At 55.4% G+C, this 17,455-nt stretch carries 16 protein-coding genes and 1 tRNA gene; 9 read left to right on the top strand and 8 right to left on the bottom strand.

Annotation, left to right across the window (positions count from 1 at the left end):
• Positions 1-203: 203 nt before the first annotated feature.
• From ACQG11_RS10700 to ACQG11_RS10685, 4 genes are all read right to left on the bottom strand, one after another.
• Positions 204-280: transfer RNA gene (locus ACQG11_RS10700), tRNA-Pro, on the bottom strand.
• A gap of 91 nt (positions 281-371) precedes the next feature.
• Positions 372-2,066 (bottom strand): kdo(2)-lipid A phosphoethanolamine 7''-transferase, encoded by a 1,695-nt coding sequence (gene eptB, locus ACQG11_RS10695; protein WP_022646694.1) that lies wholly within the window; start codon positions 2,064-2,066, stop codon positions 372-374.
• 239 nt (positions 2,067-2,305) lie between these two features.
• On the bottom strand, positions 2,306-3,508 hold the full coding sequence (locus tag ACQG11_RS10690; RefSeq protein ID WP_023299065.1) for an L-lactate MFS transporter: 1,203 nt from the start codon (positions 3,506-3,508) through the stop codon (positions 2,306-2,308).
• A gap of 236 nt (positions 3,509-3,744) precedes the next feature.
• On the bottom strand, positions 3,745-4,287 hold the full coding sequence (locus ACQG11_RS10685; RefSeq protein ID WP_023299064.1) for a lipase: 543 nt from the start codon (positions 4,285-4,287) through the stop codon (positions 3,745-3,747).
• Positions 4,288-4,447: 160 nt separating this feature from the next.
• Between ACQG11_RS10685 and tag the strand changes: the two genes are divergently transcribed.
• Together tag and ACQG11_RS10675 are read left to right on the top strand one after the other, a co-directional pair.
• The gene (gene tag / locus ACQG11_RS10680; RefSeq protein WP_323634088.1) at positions 4,448-5,029 is read left to right on the top strand and encodes a DNA-3-methyladenine glycosylase I; all 582 of its coding nucleotides are present in this window, start codon (positions 4,448-4,450) and stop codon (positions 5,027-5,029) included.
• Positions 5,007-5,447, top strand: a complete 441-nt coding sequence (locus ACQG11_RS10675) for an N-acetyltransferase (protein WP_022646690.1) — start codon at positions 5,007-5,009, stop codon at positions 5,445-5,447. The genes tag and ACQG11_RS10675 overlap by 23 nt, the downstream gene beginning before the upstream one ends.
• Here ACQG11_RS10675 and ACQG11_RS10670 read toward each other — a convergent pair.
• Positions 5,416-7,785: a molybdopterin guanine dinucleotide-containing S/N-oxide reductase gene (locus ACQG11_RS10670; RefSeq protein WP_426728360.1), complete on the bottom strand. Its 2,370-nt coding sequence runs from the start codon at positions 7,783-7,785 to the stop codon at positions 5,416-5,418. The genes ACQG11_RS10675 and ACQG11_RS10670 overlap by 32 nt on opposite strands.
• A gap of 122 nt (positions 7,786-7,907) precedes the next feature.
• Between ACQG11_RS10670 and ACQG11_RS10665 the strand changes: the two genes are divergently transcribed.
• The 6 genes from ACQG11_RS10665 to ghrB all read left to right on the top strand — a co-directional run bounded on the left by ACQG11_RS10665 (position 7,908) and on the right by ghrB (position 13,938).
• Positions 7,908-8,570, top strand: a complete 663-nt coding sequence (locus ACQG11_RS10665; RefSeq protein ID WP_022646688.1) for an OmpA family lipoprotein — start codon at positions 7,908-7,910, stop codon at positions 8,568-8,570.
• Between the two features lie 158 nt (positions 8,571-8,728).
• Positions 8,729-9,745, top strand: coding sequence for a LacI family DNA-binding transcriptional regulator (locus ACQG11_RS10660; protein WP_165715907.1), 1,017 nt, complete (start codon positions 8,729-8,731; stop codon positions 9,743-9,745).
• Positions 9,746-9,847: 102 nt separating this feature from the next.
• A complete protein-coding gene (locus ACQG11_RS10655) occupies positions 9,848-10,597 on the top strand; it encodes a sugar phosphate isomerase/epimerase family protein (protein ID WP_023305240.1) in 750 nt (249 codons plus the stop codon).
• Positions 10,598-10,600: 3 nt separating this feature from the next.
• A complete protein-coding gene (locus ACQG11_RS10650) occupies positions 10,601-11,539 on the top strand; it encodes a sugar kinase (RefSeq protein ID WP_426728359.1) in 939 nt (312 codons plus the stop codon).
• Between the two features lie 117 nt (positions 11,540-11,656).
• Positions 11,657-12,937, top strand: a complete 1,281-nt coding sequence (locus tag ACQG11_RS10645) for an MFS transporter (RefSeq protein ID WP_001089079.1) — start codon at positions 11,657-11,659, stop codon at positions 12,935-12,937.
• A 26-nt stretch (positions 12,938-12,963) separates the two neighbouring features.
• Positions 12,964-13,938, top strand: a complete 975-nt coding sequence (ghrB, locus tag ACQG11_RS10640; protein ID WP_426728358.1) for a glyoxylate/hydroxypyruvate reductase GhrB — start codon at positions 12,964-12,966, stop codon at positions 13,936-13,938.
• Between the two features lie 58 nt (positions 13,939-13,996).
• On the opposite strand, the gene cspE is transcribed toward ghrB, so the two are convergent.
• Both cspE and ACQG11_RS10630 read right to left on the bottom strand, forming a co-directional pair.
• Positions 13,997-14,209, bottom strand: a complete 213-nt coding sequence (gene cspE, locus ACQG11_RS10635) for a transcription antiterminator/RNA stability regulator CspE (protein ID WP_003860775.1) — start codon at positions 14,207-14,209, stop codon at positions 13,997-13,999.
• A 243-nt stretch (positions 14,210-14,452) separates the two neighbouring features.
• Entirely contained in the window at positions 14,453-15,163 is a 711-nt protein-coding gene (locus tag ACQG11_RS10630) for a DUF3053 domain-containing protein (protein ID WP_023299059.1), read from the bottom strand.
• A gap of 330 nt (positions 15,164-15,493) precedes the next feature.
• Here ACQG11_RS10630 and ACQG11_RS10625 point away from each other — a divergent pair, with 330 nt between their 5' ends.
• On the top strand, positions 15,494-15,781 hold the full coding sequence (locus ACQG11_RS10625) for an HTH-type transcriptional regulator (RefSeq protein WP_003860776.1): 288 nt from the start codon (positions 15,494-15,496) through the stop codon (positions 15,779-15,781).
• A 38-nt stretch (positions 15,782-15,819) separates the two neighbouring features.
• Here ACQG11_RS10625 and ACQG11_RS10620 read toward each other — a convergent pair whose 3' ends face one another.
• A complete protein-coding gene (locus tag ACQG11_RS10620; RefSeq protein WP_426728357.1) occupies positions 15,820-17,439 on the bottom strand; it encodes an ABC-F family ATP-binding cassette domain-containing protein in 1,620 nt (539 codons plus the stop codon).
• Between the last annotated feature and the right edge of the window lie 16 nt (positions 17,440-17,455).

Genomic DNA, 17,455 nt, shown 5'->3' with positions numbered 1-17,455 from the left:
TAAAACGCACAGCGAAAAATGCTGAGGTTATCCATAAGCAACGCGAAAAAAGATCAAACTATATATAAAAAAATACAATGGATTATGTCACAAAACCGCAAGCAGGCAGGGGGAAGCAGGGCTAAGGGGTATTTTGAGGACTCGTGTGGGGTAACGCGTTAATGCAAAAAGGGCTAACCTTGCGGTTAGCCCTTTTTAGAATGTGGTCGGCGAGAGAGGATTCGAACCTCCGACCCACTGGTCCCAAACCAGTTGCGCTACCAAGCTGCGCTACTCGCCGAATGCGGAGCGCATCTTACTGCTGAGGTGCGCCCTCGTCAATCCCTTATTTTCAAAAAGCCATTCAACTGGCGATATTCTCGCCAGACCAGCTACTGCGCGGCTTTTGTGGTGTTATCAGGGAGTTTACACCAGTTGTTGTTTTCGTTAATCCCACCGTTCGGTGAGGTATAGCCGAGACAGCCCATAATAGTGTCGTACAGCTCAACGTGACGGCGCGGTACCTTAATCTCTGCCTGCTGTTTCAGGTGGGCAAACATTTTGGCTTTGTCCGGGTTTTCCAGATACTTGTCCGACATCCACATGATCATCGGCACGCGGAACTGCTCTGGTGGCGCCAGCTTACGCGGCGTACCGTGTAAATGCTCTTTCTCGTTGATGGACTCGCCGTGGTCGGCCGCGTAGATCACAATCGCTTTCTTATCGCGAAGCTGGTCAATCACCCGGCTGAGGAAGGTATCCACATACAGAATCGAGTTATCATAGGCATTGATCAACTCCTGCTTGCTACAGTTCTTGTTAATGCCGACGCACTCAGGCGTCCATTTGGCGAAATCGCGCGTGTAACGCTGATAGTAGCTGTAGTGTGACCCTTTGGTATGCAGAACAATAAGGTGCTTACCCTGCGGATGGTTTTTCAGCGACTGTTCCATCTCAGAGAGCAGCAGCATGTCATCAACGTTCTTTCCGCGGTTACGCGGCTCGGCGCCAATCTGCTCGCGGTAGGCGATGTTATCCGCCATGGTGTTGGTGTAGAACCACATCTCACTTTGCATGGCGAACAGATCGGAGCTAAATCCAAGCTGCTTCAGAACAGCAAATACGTTTTGCTCTTTGAGAGTGCGCTGAGGGTTATCACTCGCACCGCCCTCGCGAACAAACATACAGCGCAACGAGAGCTTCGTGGCGGTATCGCAGGAGTAGCCGCGGTATGCCACCAGATTCTTTTCCTGCGCCAGTTTCGGGGTGGTATCGCGGTCATAACCGAGAATACCCATATGATCCCAGCGCGTCGTTTCGCCGATAACGAAGACCACGTAAGTATCATCCAGCCCGTCAGCCGGAGCCTGGTAGGTGAACTTTTTGGTCGGGTTAATCAGCGATTTCACATCGCTGGATTCGTCCGCCTGAGCCCAGGCATAAAGACCTAACGCCGACAGCCAGTTAGACGGCAGGTACGAGTTAGCCACCACGCCGCCGTAGCTTGGCATATCCACGCCTGTCGCTTTTTCGATCCGTTTTTGCTGCTTTTCCATCAGGCGAATAGGCGCCCATACCAGCAGACCCGCCAGAAGAACGACGGCGACGTTGCGGATGCGCTGTCCCCGGGTACGCAACTGGCGTAACAGGGTGTAGCGACAGGTGTTACTCCAGATAAAGAAGAGCGGGATCAGGCAGGTCAGAATCGTCCACAGGATGAACCCTTGACCCACCACCTCTTTCGAGAGGTCGATGTCCGTGGTCATCACCGAGGCCACAATACCGTAGCCAATGACCACGTTCATGAATGTCATGTAATAGCTTGCGGCGGCGGAGATAATCACCACCAGCGAGGCCAGAATTTGCCATGTACGACGGCCAAAGAGAGAGAGCAGGCGTAACAGGAAGAAGGTCGCCAGAATTGAGCCAAACACTTCAATCGCGGCAAAAATTCCATTTCTTACAGTGAGGTGTTCGAAATAACCTTCCACTCGTCTGAACAGCACCGCGCCATTCAGAAACAAACCGATATAGACAGCCAGCATCAGACACAATCTTTGCTGGGTAAGAGACCTAATATATTTCATGCAAACAACCCTGGGGGAAGGGGTATAAAAACCCGCCGAATCTCAGTGAGAAAGCTGACAGAGTAAGTAGATGCGAGAGAAACCGTTATCAGAAACGTCTACAAGCGCGATAAGTAGACCACAGCAGGGAAGAAAAGTGGCAGCAGAGAATGTGAATCGATGAAGATTTTTACAAAATAGCAAGTCCGGAAGCGATTTAGAAATAAATAAAAGAGGCCCAGCGGCCTCTTTTCATCGCATCATACATGCGCTTCTTTATACAGTTCGCGCTGCGGCTGACGGATCGTGGTGGACAGCGCCAGCGAAATAATCAGCAAAGCGAATATCACGCAGAAGGTCACGTAGAAGCCGCCAAACAGCGAGGCAATCAGTGAACCGCAAATACTGCCGATACCGAAGCCGAGATAAATGACGCCGTAGTTTTTTGCCAGGTTGTTCAGGCCGAAGAACTCGCTCACCAGTGACGGGAAGACGGTAATAGTGCCGCCAAAGTTAAAGGCTACGCAGGCAATTGCTGCAAAGAATGTCGCCTCGTTCAGCGGAGCGAACAGCAGTGCTGCCATACCCACCAGGGAGATGACCTGCCCCAGCGTAATCACACGGATACGGGCGATTTTGTCAGACAGGATACCCAGTACCAGACGACCCGAGAGGTTAGCGATGGAGATGACCGTTACCGCGTTCGCCGCCGTCGCCGCGTCCAGTTTTACCATCCCCTGCGCGATATCTTTCGCCACACCGATGACATACAGACCGCTCATGCAGGCCGTCAGGAACATCACCGCCAGCATCCAGTACTGCGGCTTACGCATGGACTGAGCGAGGGTGAAATCGTTCTCCACCACGCCGTTAACGGTTTTCACTTCCTGCTGCGGCGCATCTTTCATCAGCGTGGCGCCGAAGAGGATCATTACCAGCACAATCACGCCCCAGATCATAAAGGTTTTCTCAAGCCCCACCGAGGCCAGCAGATGGGAGTCAATGAATTTGAACCCCAGGCTGCCCAGGCCATATGAACCAATGGCAAACGCGGAGATAAGCCCTTTACGCTCCGGGAACCACTTCACGCAGTTAGACAGCGTCAGCAGATAACCTGCGCCGTCCGCCAGACCCACCAGCACCCCGGCGCTTAGCCACAGCATCATCAGGTTGTTTGAATGTGCCGTCAGGAAGAAGCCCACGCCCAGCAGGATCCCGGAGGCCATGGTTACGCGCTTCACGCCGAAGCGCTCCTGAAGTTTGCCCGCCACGGAAGAGGAAATCGCTAATCCAAGGCTCAGCAAGCCGAAGGAGAATGCCACCTGGCTTATCGGTGCGCCGAGCTTATCGGACAGGGCGCTGTTAAACAGGCTCCAGGTATAGACCGAGCCCAGTGCGAACTGGGTAACGATGGTGCCGAAAAGCGTCAGCCAACGCGTGCGGTTATAAGTTGATGTGTTCATGGCAGTGTCCTGCAAGAGAAATTAAGGAAGTTCGCTGAGGACACGATAAACAAAACCCCAAAACGCCAGGGGTAAAACGGCATGAAATGCAGGAGATACGGAATGAAATGCCTGGAAGCGGGAATGAATGACCTTGCCGGAAAAGAAAACGCTTAAAGGTGAGTGACCACTATCACCACAGCCCGCGCCGTTATTGTATTAAATATGTTACCGCAGCGTTTAAAAAAGTAACAACCCTAAAATTTGGCGCTTAAGCCCAGGGTGTACAAATATTCTTCCTCCGACTGCTGGTTGTAGCTGATCTTCGCCCAAGGATGTAAATCACCATACTGCGTATCAACGCGCCACCCCAACGAGTTCACGCTGGCATGCCAGAGGGGATCGGTAAGCGGCTGCGTGGTAGTTACCTCACCAAATGCATTCACCGTTGCAGGGGGAGCGCCATCAGTGCGCCACGCCATGACGGGGCCGGTGGTAAAATGTCCCGCCACGGGAAAATTCCAGCCAACGCTCAGAACGGTTTCCGCATCTGAACCGGATGGGTCGTTCAGGGCAAAGCCCGCAGCATTCTGCGAATGGTTGATACGCTCCGCGAGAATATCTTCATAACGAGGTTGGTGATCGGCGTCCCATGTATAGCGTTCCGTCGTATTACTTTGTGCATCTGAAACGATATATTCCTGTTGCCACGCAAAAGCGGTGTTACATATAAGCAGGCAGGCTGAGACACCCACCAGGCCAGAAGCAGCATGGCGACCACTGATTTTTTTTAACATCATCAAAGCGACTCCAGAAAGAGCCGAGTTCGGCGATATATGTCATTGTTCGAAGAGGTATTAGGGCGCATAGCCCTGTATTAACTATTGTCTCTTTAGCAAACACGTCAAGCCGGGCAGATTGAAATTTTTGCGTTTACCGTATCAGGAAGGGAGATGACCTATGCAACGTTGCGGCTGGGTAAGCCAGGATCAGCTTTATATCGATTATCACGACAAGGAATGGGGCGTGCCGGAAACCGACGGTAAAAAACTGTTTGAAATGATTTGCCTTGAAGGCCAGCAGGCCGGGCTGTCGTGGATCACCGTTCTGAAAAAGCGTGAGAACTATCGCAAGGCCTTCCACCATTTCGATCCGGTTGCGGTGGCCGCCATGACCGACGAAGACGTGGAAAGGCTGGTTCTGGATACCGGTATCATCCGCCATCGCGGTAAAATTCAGGCCATTATGGGTAACGCGCGTGCTTATCTGGCGATGGAGCAAAACGGCGAACCCTTCTCAGCTTTTGTCTGGTCGTTTGTGGATAACGAGCCGAAGGTGACGCAGGCCGCCACGCTTGCAGAGATCCCAACGTCTACCCCCGCCTCAGATGCCCTGTCAAAAGCGCTGAAAAAACGCGGCTTTAAGTTTGTGGGCACCACCATCTGCTACTCCTTTATGCAGGCCTGCGGGCTGGTCAATGACCATATTAAGGGCTGCTTCTGCCACCCGGAGGGCCACCATGATCCGCAAATGGCAAAGTGAGGATACCGCTCCGCTTTTGAGTCTGTGGCTGGAGAGCACCACCGAGGCGCATCCGTTTATCGACGCAAGTTACTGGCAAGCGAATGAAGCGGTAGTGCGGGATGATTACCTTCCCGCCGCCGAGACCTGGGTCTGGGAAGAAAACGGTACCCTGTGCGGTTTTATCAGCGTCATGCAGTTCCAGTTCGTGGGGGCGTTGTTTGTCGCCCCGGCGTTCATCGGAAGGGGGATCGGGCGTGCGCTGCTGAACTATGTTCAGCAGCACTACCCATATTTAACCCTGGAGGTGTATCAGAAAAACGTGCGGGCGGTGAATTTCTATCATGCTCAGGGTTTTCGCATCGAAGACAGCGCCTGGCAGGATGATACCCAACACCCGACGTGGATCATGAGCTGGCAGGCGGATCAAATGCCGTAAGGGGAAGCGCCGGCCCCTCATATTTCTCCACCCATGCCAGCGCCGTATTCCCCGCACAGCCGTTCCCCAGCTTCGAGCTGGGGAGATCTTTGGTCAGCACGTTTACGGCGCCGTTCTTACAAATACCGCCCTCGTCCAGCGCCAGATCCGGCCATGCTCCCTGATGAATGCAGAACACGCCTGGGCGGATCCCGTCACTCACCACGGCGCCAGCCAGCACCTGCCCGCGTGCGTTCCAGACGCGAACGAGATCGCCGTCGTTAATCCCCCGCGCCTTTGCATCGTCGCTATTCAGCGCGATCGGCTCACGACCCGCCACCGCATACTGCTCGCGCAGAGCCGAATAGTTGAGCTGGCTGTGCAGACGATGGGCAGGATGGGCAGACAGCAGCTGAAGCTGCCCCGGCTGCGCATTGCCATGCCATTCGTCCGGCTCCAGCCACGCCGGGTGCGGCGGGCAGTCCGCGTAGCCAAAGCTGGCGATGCGCTCGCTGTGGATCACAATCTTCCCGCTTTCGGTTTTTAACGGGTGATTCTCCGGATCGCGACGGAAGTCAGCAAAGCGCACAAACCGCGCGTTCTGCTCGCTTTCCGGCATTTCGAAGAGTTGATTCGCCTCCCAGAATTCAGCAAATGGCGGCAGCGTCACGCCCTGCGCAGCCCCGCGCTGGCTTGCAATCTGGTAAAACGTTTCCAGCCATTGCAGATCCGTTTTGCCCTCGGTGAAACGCTCCCGTCCGCCCGCTTCCCATAATTCACTCAGGTCAGCAAAGACGTCATAATCATCCCGCGCTTCATCCCGGGGAGCCACGACGCGCTTCATCGGCACCATATGCTGGTTGCTGTAATCCCCCGTCATGGTGAGATCGTTACGCTCGAACGAGGTCGTGGCGGGCAAAACGATATCGGCATGTTTCGCTGACGCGGTCCAGAAGCACTCCGAGATCACCACCAGCTCCGGTTTCTGCCAGGCGCGGATCAGGCGGTTGGTATCCTGGTGATGGGTGAAGTTGGCCCCACCCGCCCACCAGACAAACTTAATATCCGGGAAATGGCGATCCTGACCGTTGTGCTGATAAAACCCGCCGGGGTTCTCCAGAGCTTCAACAATGCGTGCCACCGGAATTTTATCCACCGCGTCCACGCCCCCCTGCACCGAGCCCTGCATGGACGCCAGCACCGCCGCTTTACGCGTCGGGTTGCCGCCGTTGGCAAAGTGATAGGAAAGGCCAAAACCGCCGCCGGGTGTGCCAATCTGCCCAAGCATCGCGGCGAGCGTCACCAGCATCCAGTGCTTCTGCTCGCCAAACTGCTGGCGCTGCATCCCCCATCCGGACATGAGCATCGTGACATTGCTATGGAATAACGCTGCCAGTTCGCGGATTTTAGCGGCATCAACGCCGCAAAACGCCGCAGCCCACTCTGCGGTTTTGGCGATACCGTCGGTTTTGCCCGTCAGATAGTCGGCAAATTTATCGAACCCCGTTGTGCAGCGCGTCAGAAATTCCGTGTCGTGCCAGCCGTTCTCCACCAGGGTGTGGGCGATACCCAGCATCATCGCCACGTCGGTGCCCATATGCGGCGCGATCCACTCGGCGCTGTCGCCGAAGAAATCAAGCGTTTCAGAACGCATCGGATCGATACAGATGATGCGCTTGCCGCTTTTGCGCAGCGCATCGAAGTAGGAAACGCCCTGCTCGTCGGACGCATTCCAGGCAATTTTAAGGGTATTGAGCGGGTTGGCGCTCCACAGCACCACCACCTCTGTATGCTCCAGCACCAGCGGCCAGCTGGTCTGCTGCTGATAAACCTCATTCCCGCCCACGACATACGGCATGATCGCCTGCGCCGCGCCGGTCGAATAATCACCCAGATGGCCGGTATATCCTCCAGCCAGGCTCATATAGCGTTGCAGCAGGGTTGCGGCCTTATGCAGCACGCCGTTTGAGCGCCAGCCATAGGAGCCGGCAAAAATGGACGACGGGCCATAGCTGTCGCGGATGCGTTTATGCTGCGTATGGATCAGCGCCAGGGCATCGTCCCAGCTCACGCGCACGAACTCATCCTGCCCGCGAATACCTTGCGGTTTATCCGGTGACGCCAGAAAGCCTTTACGCACCATCGGCCAGCGTACGCGGGTTTTGCTATGTACCTGATCGCGAACGACGGTCTGTAAAGAGTTGAGATGGCGCGAAGGCAAAGCCCCGCGAGACGACAGCACGGTGTCGCCATCGGTTTCGACCAGCATCGGCCCCCAGTGGGCGGCGGTCAGAATGGTTTTTGTTGAGGTGCTCAAAGCGTGCGCTCCTGGTTGCGTGCAGGTATGACGGCCTTTCATTGAGGCAGTTTATCGTTTGTGACAAATTTCAGAGTTATACACTGAATTTTCTCCGTATTCGGACGTCATAATCCACTGCCACGTCCGTCGTGGCAAAGAATAAAAAGGATTAAGGAAATAAGATGAAAAAACGCGTACTCGTTATTGCCGCTCTGGTGAGCGGTGCACTGGCTGTTTCAGGCTGCACAACCAACCCTTACACCGGCGAACGCGAAGCGGGTAAATCCGGCATTGGCGCGGGTATTGGTTCCCTGGTGGGCGCTGGCGTTGGCGCACTCTCCTCCTCCAAGAAAGATCGCGGTAAAGGTGCACTGATTGGCGCAGCGGCAGGCGCAGCCCTGGGCGGCGGCGTGGGTTATTACATGGATGTGCAGGAAGCAAAACTCCGTGACAAAATGAAAGGTACAGGCGTGAGCGTGACGCGCAGCGGTGACAACATCATCCTGAACATGCCAAACAACGTGACCTTTGACAGCAGCAGCGCGACGCTGAAACCCGCAGGCGCGAACACCCTGACCGGCGTGGCCGCGGTGCTGAAAGAGTACAACAAAACTGCCGTGAACGTGATTGGCTACACCGACAGTACCGGCAGCCAGGATCTGAACATGCGTCTGTCGCAGCAGCGTGCCGATTCCGTGGCCAGCTCGCTGATCACCCAGGGCGTAGAAGCGAACCGCATCCGCACCAGCGGCATGGGTCCGGCTAACCCGATCGCCAGCAACAGCACGGCGGAAGGCAAAGCGCAGAACCGCCGCGTTGAGATTACGTTGAGCCCTGTGCAGTAGGTAAAAGCAAAACGGCAACCCCGTTGCCGTTTTTAGTGTTTGCGCCCTCTCCCGTGGGAGAGGGTTGGGGTGAGGGCATCAGGCCGCCACCCGGCAAATTGCTTGATTCGTCAGATTTTCCCGCTAAGGTATTCTCACTAATTTCAGGGAAATCAGCGATGAGCAAACCAACCCGGGCCACCATCAGCGACGTGGCGAAAGCCGCCAAAACCGGTAAAACCAGCATTTCACGCTACCTCAACGGCGAGAAACACCTGCTTTCCGATGCACTGCTGGCGCGAATTGAACAGGCCATTGCCGATCTCAACTACCGTCCCAGCCTGATGGCGCGCGGCCTCAAGCGGGGTCGTACCCGTCTGATTGGCCTCATCATCGCCGATATCACCAACCCTTACTCCGTTAACGTCCTCAGCGGCATTGAGGCGGCGTGCCGTGAGAAAGGCTTTACCCCGCTGGTCTGTAACACCAATAACGAAGTTGATCAGGAGTTGCACTACCTCGATCTGCTGCGCAGCTATCAGGTGGAAGGGATCGTGGTCAATGCCGTCGGGATGCGCGAAGAGGGACTAAATCGCCTGCAACAATCGTCGCTGCCGATGGTGCTTATTGACCGCAAAATCCCGGAATTTGCCTGCGATGTGGTCGGGCTGGATAACACCCAGGCGGCCACCACTGCCACCGAACATCTGATTGAACAGGGTTTCGAAGCCATTTTGTTCCTGAGCGAACCGCTGGGTATGGTTAACACCCGCCGCGACCGCCTGGCTGCATTTCGTGCCACGCTGGCGCGTTATCCCGGTGTGATCGCCGAAAATGCCGAAATCCCCCTCCATGAAGCCGGTCAGCTGGATAATACCCTGCGCCAGTTCCATACCCGCCATCGGGGTATGCGCAAAGCGGTGATCTCCGCGAACGGGGCGCTGACGCTTCAGGTTGCCCGCTCGCTTAAACGCATTGGCCTGCACTGGGGCAGCGACATCGGCTTACTCGGCTTTGATGAACTGGAGTGGGCTGAACTTGCTGGCGTAGGCATTACCACCCTCAAACAACCCACCTGGCAGATCGGCTATGCCGCGGTTGAACAAGTGGTTCGCCGCATTGAAGGCACCCGCGACGCCGTACGCGAGCAGGTTTTTTCTGGCGAGCTGATCGTTCGCGGCTCTACTGCCCGTTAATTTCCCCTTCGTGACAGCGATCATAAATTCAGCATCCCGATCTTTTCTTTGGAACCGGTTCCATCTAGCGTAATACTATCGATTACGCCCTGGAGTCAGGAAATGAGCAGGAAAATTATGGTGGTCACCGCCGCGTATGGCGCGGATCAGGTGCGACAAGCAGGCGGTCAACGGGCGATGCTTCCCGTTATTGCCGGCGCAGGGGCTGATGGCGTTGAAATCCGCCGCGAGCTCTTCAGCAGCGACGAGTTAATGGCCCTGCCTGCGCTCGGCGAGTCCATTGAACTGCTGGGTTTACTGGCGTGCTACTCCGCCCCGGCCCCCCTGTTTATGCCCGATGGAACCCTCAACCCGGATCTTCCGCGCTATCTTAGCGAAGCCAGCACCCTGAACGCCCTGTGGCTTAAAGTCTCGCTGGGCCATTTCAGCGACAAACAACCGCTTGAAGCCCTGCGCGTACTGCTGGATGAAAGCGGCATGACGCTGGTGGTGGAAAACGACCAGACCGACTGCGGTCAGCTCGCTCCGATGCAGCGCTTCAAAGCCGCCTGCCGGGTAATGGCGCTGCCGGTCACGCTGACGTTCGATATGGGCAACTGGCTGTGGGTTGGCGACTCCCCGGAAGAGGCTGCACGTCAGTTGGCTCCCGCCGTGAGCTACATTCATGTGAAGGCCGCGGTCCCGCATAAGGCGCAATTCCGCGCCGTCGCGCCGGATCAGACCGATTCTCGCTGGCGGGATCTGCTTAATCAACTCCCTGCCGATGCGCCACGCGGTATCGAATTTCCGCTGGAAGGGACGGATCTCACCGCCGTCACCCGCCATTACGTCAACCTGCTGCGCGAGGAGTAAACCATGCACAAGACGCTGGATGTCATCACCATCGGCGAGGCCATGGCGATGTTTGTCGCCACCGAAACAGGCGAGCTGAACGCAGTGGAGCACTTTATCAAACGCGTTGCAGGTGCTGAGCTGAATGTTGCTACCGGCCTTGCGCGGCTGGGGCTGAATGTTGGCTGGGTAAGCCGCGTGGGAAATGACAGCTTTGGCCATTTCGTACTCGACTCGCTGAAAAAAGAGGGCATTGATGCCGCAGGCGTGACCCTCGACGGACGCTTCCCGACGGGCTTTCAGCTGAAATCTAAAGTTGAAAATGGAACCGATCCCATCGTGGAGTATTTCCGTAAAGGCTCAGCGGCAAGCCATCTCTCCGTGGATGATTATCACGCCGCTTATTTCTCCTCCGCGCGTCACCTGCACCTGAGCGGCGTGGCGGCGGCGCTCTCGGCCAGTTCGTACGATTTACTCGTTCATGCCGCTTCGGCAATGAAAGCGCAGGGCAAAACGATCTCCTTTGATCCAAACCTGCGTCCGGTGCTGTGGAAAAGCGAAGCGGAGATGGTTGAGAAACTCAACCGACTGGCGTTTCAGGCGGACTGGGTATTGCCGGGGGCAAAAGAGGGAATGATCCTCACTGGCGAGAGCACGCCGGAAGGCATTGCTGATTTTTACCTCAACAAAGGAGTAAAAGCCGTGGTGCTGAAAACCGGTGCCGACGGTGCATGGTTCAAAACTGCCGACGGCGAGCAAGGCGCCGTCGCTGCGGTAAAAGTCGATAACGTGGTCGATACCGTGGGTGCGGGCGATGGGTTTGCCGTCGGGGTCATCAGCGCCCTGCTGGAGGACAAACCGCTGTCGCAGGCCGTGGCGCGAGGCAACAAAATTGGTTCGCTGGCGATTCAGGTGCAGGGCGACAGCGAAGGATTACCAACACGAGCAGAGCTCGGAGTCTGAATTCTCTCTCCCACAGGGAGAGGGCCAGGGTGAGGGCAGCAATCCGCACCAGATAATTAAGCCACCGTGTACCCTACAGACAACGGCGGCAACAACCTCAACAACAGAGGCAAGCCTATGAACAGTTCGACCAATGCAGTAAAACGCTGGTGGTACATCATGCCAATCGTGTTTATCACGTACAGCCTGGCGTACCTGGATCGTGCCAACTTCAGTTTTGCATCCGCCGCCGGGATCAACGAAGACCTCGGGATCACCAAAGGGGTTTCCTCCCTGCTGGGCGCCCTCTTCTTCCTGGGTTATTTCTTCTTCCAGATCCCCGGCGCGATTTACGCTGAACGCCGCAGCGTGCGAAAGCTCATTTTCATCTGCCTGATCTTATGGGGTGCATGTGCATCGCTGACTGGCGTGGTGAATAACATTCCTGCTCTGGCGGCTATTCGCTTTATTCTCGGCGTGGTTGAGGCGGCCGTCATGCCAGCAATGCTGATTTACATCAGCAACTGGTTCACAAAATCTGAGCGTTCACGTGCCAATACGTTCCTGATACTCGGTAACCCGGTCACCGTGCTGTGGATGTCGGTGGTTTCCGGCTATCTGATCCAGTCCTTCGGCTGGCGCGAGATGTTCATCATCGAAGGGGTTCCCGCGATTATCTGGGCCTTCTGCTGGTGGGTGCTGGTGAAAGATAAGCCAGCCCAGGCAAAATGGCTTTCTGAAGACGAAAAAGCCGCACTCCAGGCGCAGCTGGATAAAGAACAGCAGGGGCTGAAAGCGGTACGTAACTACGGCGAAGCCTTCCGCTCCCGGAACGTTATTCTGCTATGCGCACAGTATTTTACCTGGAGTATTGGCGTGTACGGCTTTGTTCTGTGGCTGCCGTCGATTATCCGCAGCGGCGGTGAAAACCTTGGCATGGTGGAAGTGGGCTGGCTGTCATCAGTGCCTTACCTGGCTGCAACCATCGCGATGATTATCGTCTCCTGGGCATCGGACAAGCTGCAAAACCGTAAGCTGTTCGTCTGGCCACTCCTGCTGATCGCTGCTTTTGCCTTCATTGGCTCCTGGGCCGTAGGCGCGAACCACTTCTGGGCCTCGTATACGCTGCTGGTGATTGCGGGTGCGGCCATGTATGCCCCGTATGGTCCGTTCTTTGCCATCATCCCGGAAATGCTGCCGCGTAACGTCGCAGGGGGCGCGATGGCGCTGATCAACAGTATGGGTGCGCTGGGTTCGTTCTTTGGCTCGTGGTTTGTGGGCTATCTGAACGGCGCCACCGGCAGCCCTTCAGCTTCTTACATCTTTATGGGGGTGGCGCTTTTTGCCTCGGTATGGCTTACTCTGATCGTTAAGCCTGCTAATAATCAACAGCTACCCGTCGGCGCACGCCACGCCTGAATCCTTTTAAATCAACGGAGATTAGCATGAAGCCGTCCGTCATTTTGTACAAAGCACTGCCTGAAGATCTGCAAAAACGCCTGGAGGAACACTTTACCGTTACCCGGGTAAAGAACCTCAGCCCGCAAACCGTGGCACAGCACGCCGACGCGTTTGCCTGCGCCGAGGGCCTGCTGGGTTCAAGCGAAAAGGTGGATGCAGCGCTGCTGGAGAAAATGCCGAAGCTTCGTGCAACCTCAACCGTTTCTGTGGGCTACGACAATTTCGACGTGGATGCGCTTAACGCGCGCAACATCCTGCTGATGCACACGCCACATGCTCTGACGGAAACCGTCGCCGACACGCTGATGGCGCTGGTGCTCAGCACTGCTCGTCGCGTGGTGGAAGTTGCTGAGCGCGTGAAAGCGGGCGAATGGACGAAAAGCATTGGCCCGGACTGGTTCGGCGTGGACGTACATGGCAAAACGCTGGGGATTGTTGGGATGGGCCGTATCGGTCTGGCACTGGCACAGCGCGCCCATTTCGGCTTCAGCATGCCCATCCTGTATAACGCACGCCGTCACCACAGTGAAGCTGAAGAACGTTTCAATGCCCGCTATTGCGAGCTTGATACGCTGTTGCGGGAAGCCGACTTTGTCTGCCTGATCCTGCCGCTGACGGATGAAACGCGTCATCTCATCGGCAAAGCGGCCTTTGAAAAGATGAAGAAATCGGCCATTTTCATCAACGCGGGTCGTGGTCCGGTGGTCGATGAGAAGGCGCTGATTGAGGCCCTGCAAAACGGTGAGATCCACGCCGCCGGTCTGGACGTGTTTGAACAGGAGCCGCTGCCGGTGGATTCTCCGCTACTGAACATGCCAAACGTCGTCGCCCTGCCCCACATCGGCTCTGCCACTCATGAAACACGCTACAATATGGCGGCGACCGCCGTGGATAATCTGATTGCCGCGCTCGGCGGTAAAGTGGATAAGAACTGCGTTAACCCGCAGATACAACAGTAGAAACGAAAAAACCCGCCAGAAGGCGGGTTTTTGAATTTTGTGCTACTGGGTTGGAAGCTTAAAGGCTTACAACGTTACCAGCTGCTGGGCCTTTAGCGCCGCTTTCGATGGTGAAGGAAACTTTCTGACCTTCATCCAGAGATTTGTAGCCATCGTTCTGGATAGCAGAGAAGTGTACGAACACGTCTTTAGAGCCATCGTCAGGAGTGATGAAGCCGAAACCTTTATCAGCGTTGAACCATTTTACCAGACCAGTCATTTTAGCAGACATAGAAATTACCTTATTAACAAATATATTGTGCCTTCCGGCTTGATGGATTGCGTTACAGATTTTTAAGCGATGAAGGAAGGGTCACTACGAAGGGTATCTATGGATAACAATCTGGACTGCTTTACTAAACTGCTTTAGGTCTGTGTAACAAACCGACGAAGATAGTTATACCGATATGGTAGAAGAATGACAAGCGTTATTTTCATCATGCATAAAAAAACCCCGCCGAAGCGGGGGTTTTTCTTATTCCGTTGCAGCGACCGCTGCGCTCCAGGCCTGGCTAAAGGCCTGATGCTGGGACGCCAGCGGCCCTATCAGCGTATTGTACTGACTCGCCTGCTGGGAGGTCGGGAACTGGATACCGTTAGAGACGAAGCTCACCTGCGTACCCTGCTCATTAATAAAGTCACCCACCTGAACCAGCTGCTGAGTAAAGACTTGCGCCGCCGGGATCAGTGGTTGCAAGGCGTTTGACGGCTTGGTCACGACTTTCTCATACACCTGGTCATAAACCGGCTTGAGATCCTCGTCCTGCTTCAACGCGGAGCGCGACGCATCAGCCTGCATTTTGGCATTTTGCAACTGCTGGCTCAGCACCCCAAGGGCGCCGTTGGACTGGCGCAGCGGTTCGCGCTGGGTCATATAATCCTGTGGAACGCGAATGGCATTGACGCTATCCACGACCGGGCGAATACCCGAATCCATCGCCTGGCTTACCTGCTGTGAATAGCCATACAGAATGGCGTAATCCGACACGAATGGACCAAACTGTTTTTTCTGATCCGCAGTCAGCGTTGGTAAACGCTCGCCGCTACGCATCACTGTATTCTGTAAAAAATCGATAAACGCTTTGCGCTGATCGCCTTCTTTATCGAAACACCCACTCAGGCTAACAACCATCAACAACGCCGCAATAGGCGCAAACCAGCGAGAGCAGGACTTTCCTGTCGCCATTTTATTACTCCTTTCACCCAAAAAGCGCACACCGGCACACGCGTGCCCAACGCTGACAAGGATAGTCCAGGTCAGCCTTGCAAGATAGAGTTTTCATGCAAAACGGGTATTGCCGTTTTTGTACTGACTATTTACAAAAAAATACCTGTGCATCCCTACATATGATTAATCAGGTAATTAGCATAACTATCCATATAGCTGAAACGGGTAAAGCGATCGTTATCGCACAATTAATCACAACCGTGACGATCCTGTGTTTGGTTTAGGGACTATTCTTAACATGCTCTCTGATGTTCATGATCCCGATGTGTGATTTATGAGGAGTTCTCAATGGAATTAAAAGATCCTGAGTTTGAGCTGCTGAGCAGCCTGGAACAGATTATTTTTAAAGATGTACCGCCGACGGTTACCCTGAATCAAAAGTCCAATCCTTTTAGTGAATTTGAGCGTTTACGCAAAGGGTCGGGCCTGAAAACAGATGAATTCGCAAGAGCGATGGGTGTCAGCGTAGCGATGGTGCTGGAGTGGGAGTCAAAGCGTGAAAAACCTACCCCAGCCGAGCTAAAGCTGATGCGCCTGATCCAGGCAAACCCTGACCTTCGCAAGCAGTTAGCCTGATAAAGTTTGTTTGCCCCCGCCCTTGCGGGGGCTTGTGTTTAGAGGCTTTCACATCGCCATCCCGACTCTTCCCACACCAGCTCATGCGTCAGCTTTAATCCTGCTAAAAACGCTTCATCGTGCGACACCACCAGCAGCGCGCCGGGATAATCGGCCAGGGCCGCTTCAATGGCCTGAACGGAAGCCAGATCGAGGTGGTTGGTCGGCTCATCCAGAAGCAACAGCTGCGTTGCTGCTTCACGCCACAATACGCAGGCCAGCGCGGCCTTCAGGCGCTCGCCGCCGCTTAGATCGGCCAGTGGAAGTGTCACTTTCTCCGCGCCCAGCTGAAGCTGCGCTAAACGGGTACGCAGCGCCCCCTCTTCGAGCGGCGTATTGCCCAGGCTAAGGTGTGTCATCACCGACTGCGACAGATCCAGCCGGGAAAGATGCTGATCGAGATAAGCACATCTGACGGAGACCTTACAGGTTCCCGTAACAGGGGCGGTTTCGCCCAACATCACTTTCAACAGCGTGGATTTCCCACAGCCGTTCGGCCCGCGTAGCGCCACGCGCATCGGGCCATCCATTCGCCAGTTTATCGGGGAGACAGGCACGTGCGGAAGCACCAGTTCTTCCAGCACCAGCACCTGTTTTCCTTCCGGGATTTCACTGCCCGGCAGGGTAAACATCACCGCGTTATCCTCTTCAACCCGCTCGCGTGCCTGGTTAACCGCAGCGTTCAGGGCATGATTTTGATCGCTATGCTGTTTTTTCCAGGAACCAATCCGCTCTTTCGCCGCCCCTTTGTATTTGACCCGTTCAAACGAGGCGATGTTAAGGCTGTCGACCGTGCGAAGCGTTTTGGCCGAACGCCGCTGGCTGTCGTCATGCTCTTTATGCATACGGGCGCGGGTACGCTTGCGTTCGGTGGCAGCATGCTCCAGCGCGGCGCGGGCAGCCAGTTGCTCAGCATTACGCTGGGTTCGATAGTCAGCATAATTCCCGCCGTAGCTGCGCAAGCCCAACGCGCTCAGTTCAAGGATACGCGGTACCTGGGCCAGCAACTCACGGTCGTGAGAGGCCACCAGCACCCCGCCCTGATACCGGGAAAGCTGCTCGTAGAACCACACGCGGCCTTGCCTGTCGAGGTGGTTGGTCGGTTCGTCCAGCAGCAGGTAATCAGCATCCGCGGTGAATGCGCCGCACAGCAAGGCACGAATGCGCTCGCCGCCGCTTAGCTCTGCCGCGCGTTTGTTCGGCTCAAAAGAGGGAAGTTTTGCAGCGATAAAAGCCTGGCTTAGCCGTTCAGCCAGATCCCAGTAACCATCGAGCGTGTCGAGATCGTCGGGTTCATAATGACCGCCGTCGATGCGCGTGCGCGCCGCAAAGATCGCGTCGTAACCAAGCAGTCCGGCAAGAGTCGTATCCGCAGAAATATCCTGCTGCTGCGCCACATAGACGTGTGTACCAAAGCGCTCAATGTGACCGCTGGCGGGTTCATCAACCCCTGCCAGCAGACGCAGAAGGCGTGTTTTACCGCTGCCGTTGCGGCCAACCAGCGCGCACACTGACGCATCCAGAGAAAGATTCAGTGGACCAAAAAGGATATCGCCCGTCGCAAACTGACAGGTGACCTGATGCAAAATAAAAGAGGGGGATTGCGCAAAATGAGCCATAAGCACTCCTGAATGA

This window comes from Enterobacter cloacae complex sp. 372C4 (genome assembly GCF_050030615.1).
Taxonomy (GTDB): domain Bacteria; phylum Pseudomonadota; class Gammaproteobacteria; order Enterobacterales; family Enterobacteriaceae; genus Enterobacter; species Enterobacter intestinihominis.
Note: the sequence above shows the minus strand (reverse complement) of the source record. Positions and strands in the feature narration are given on the sequence as shown.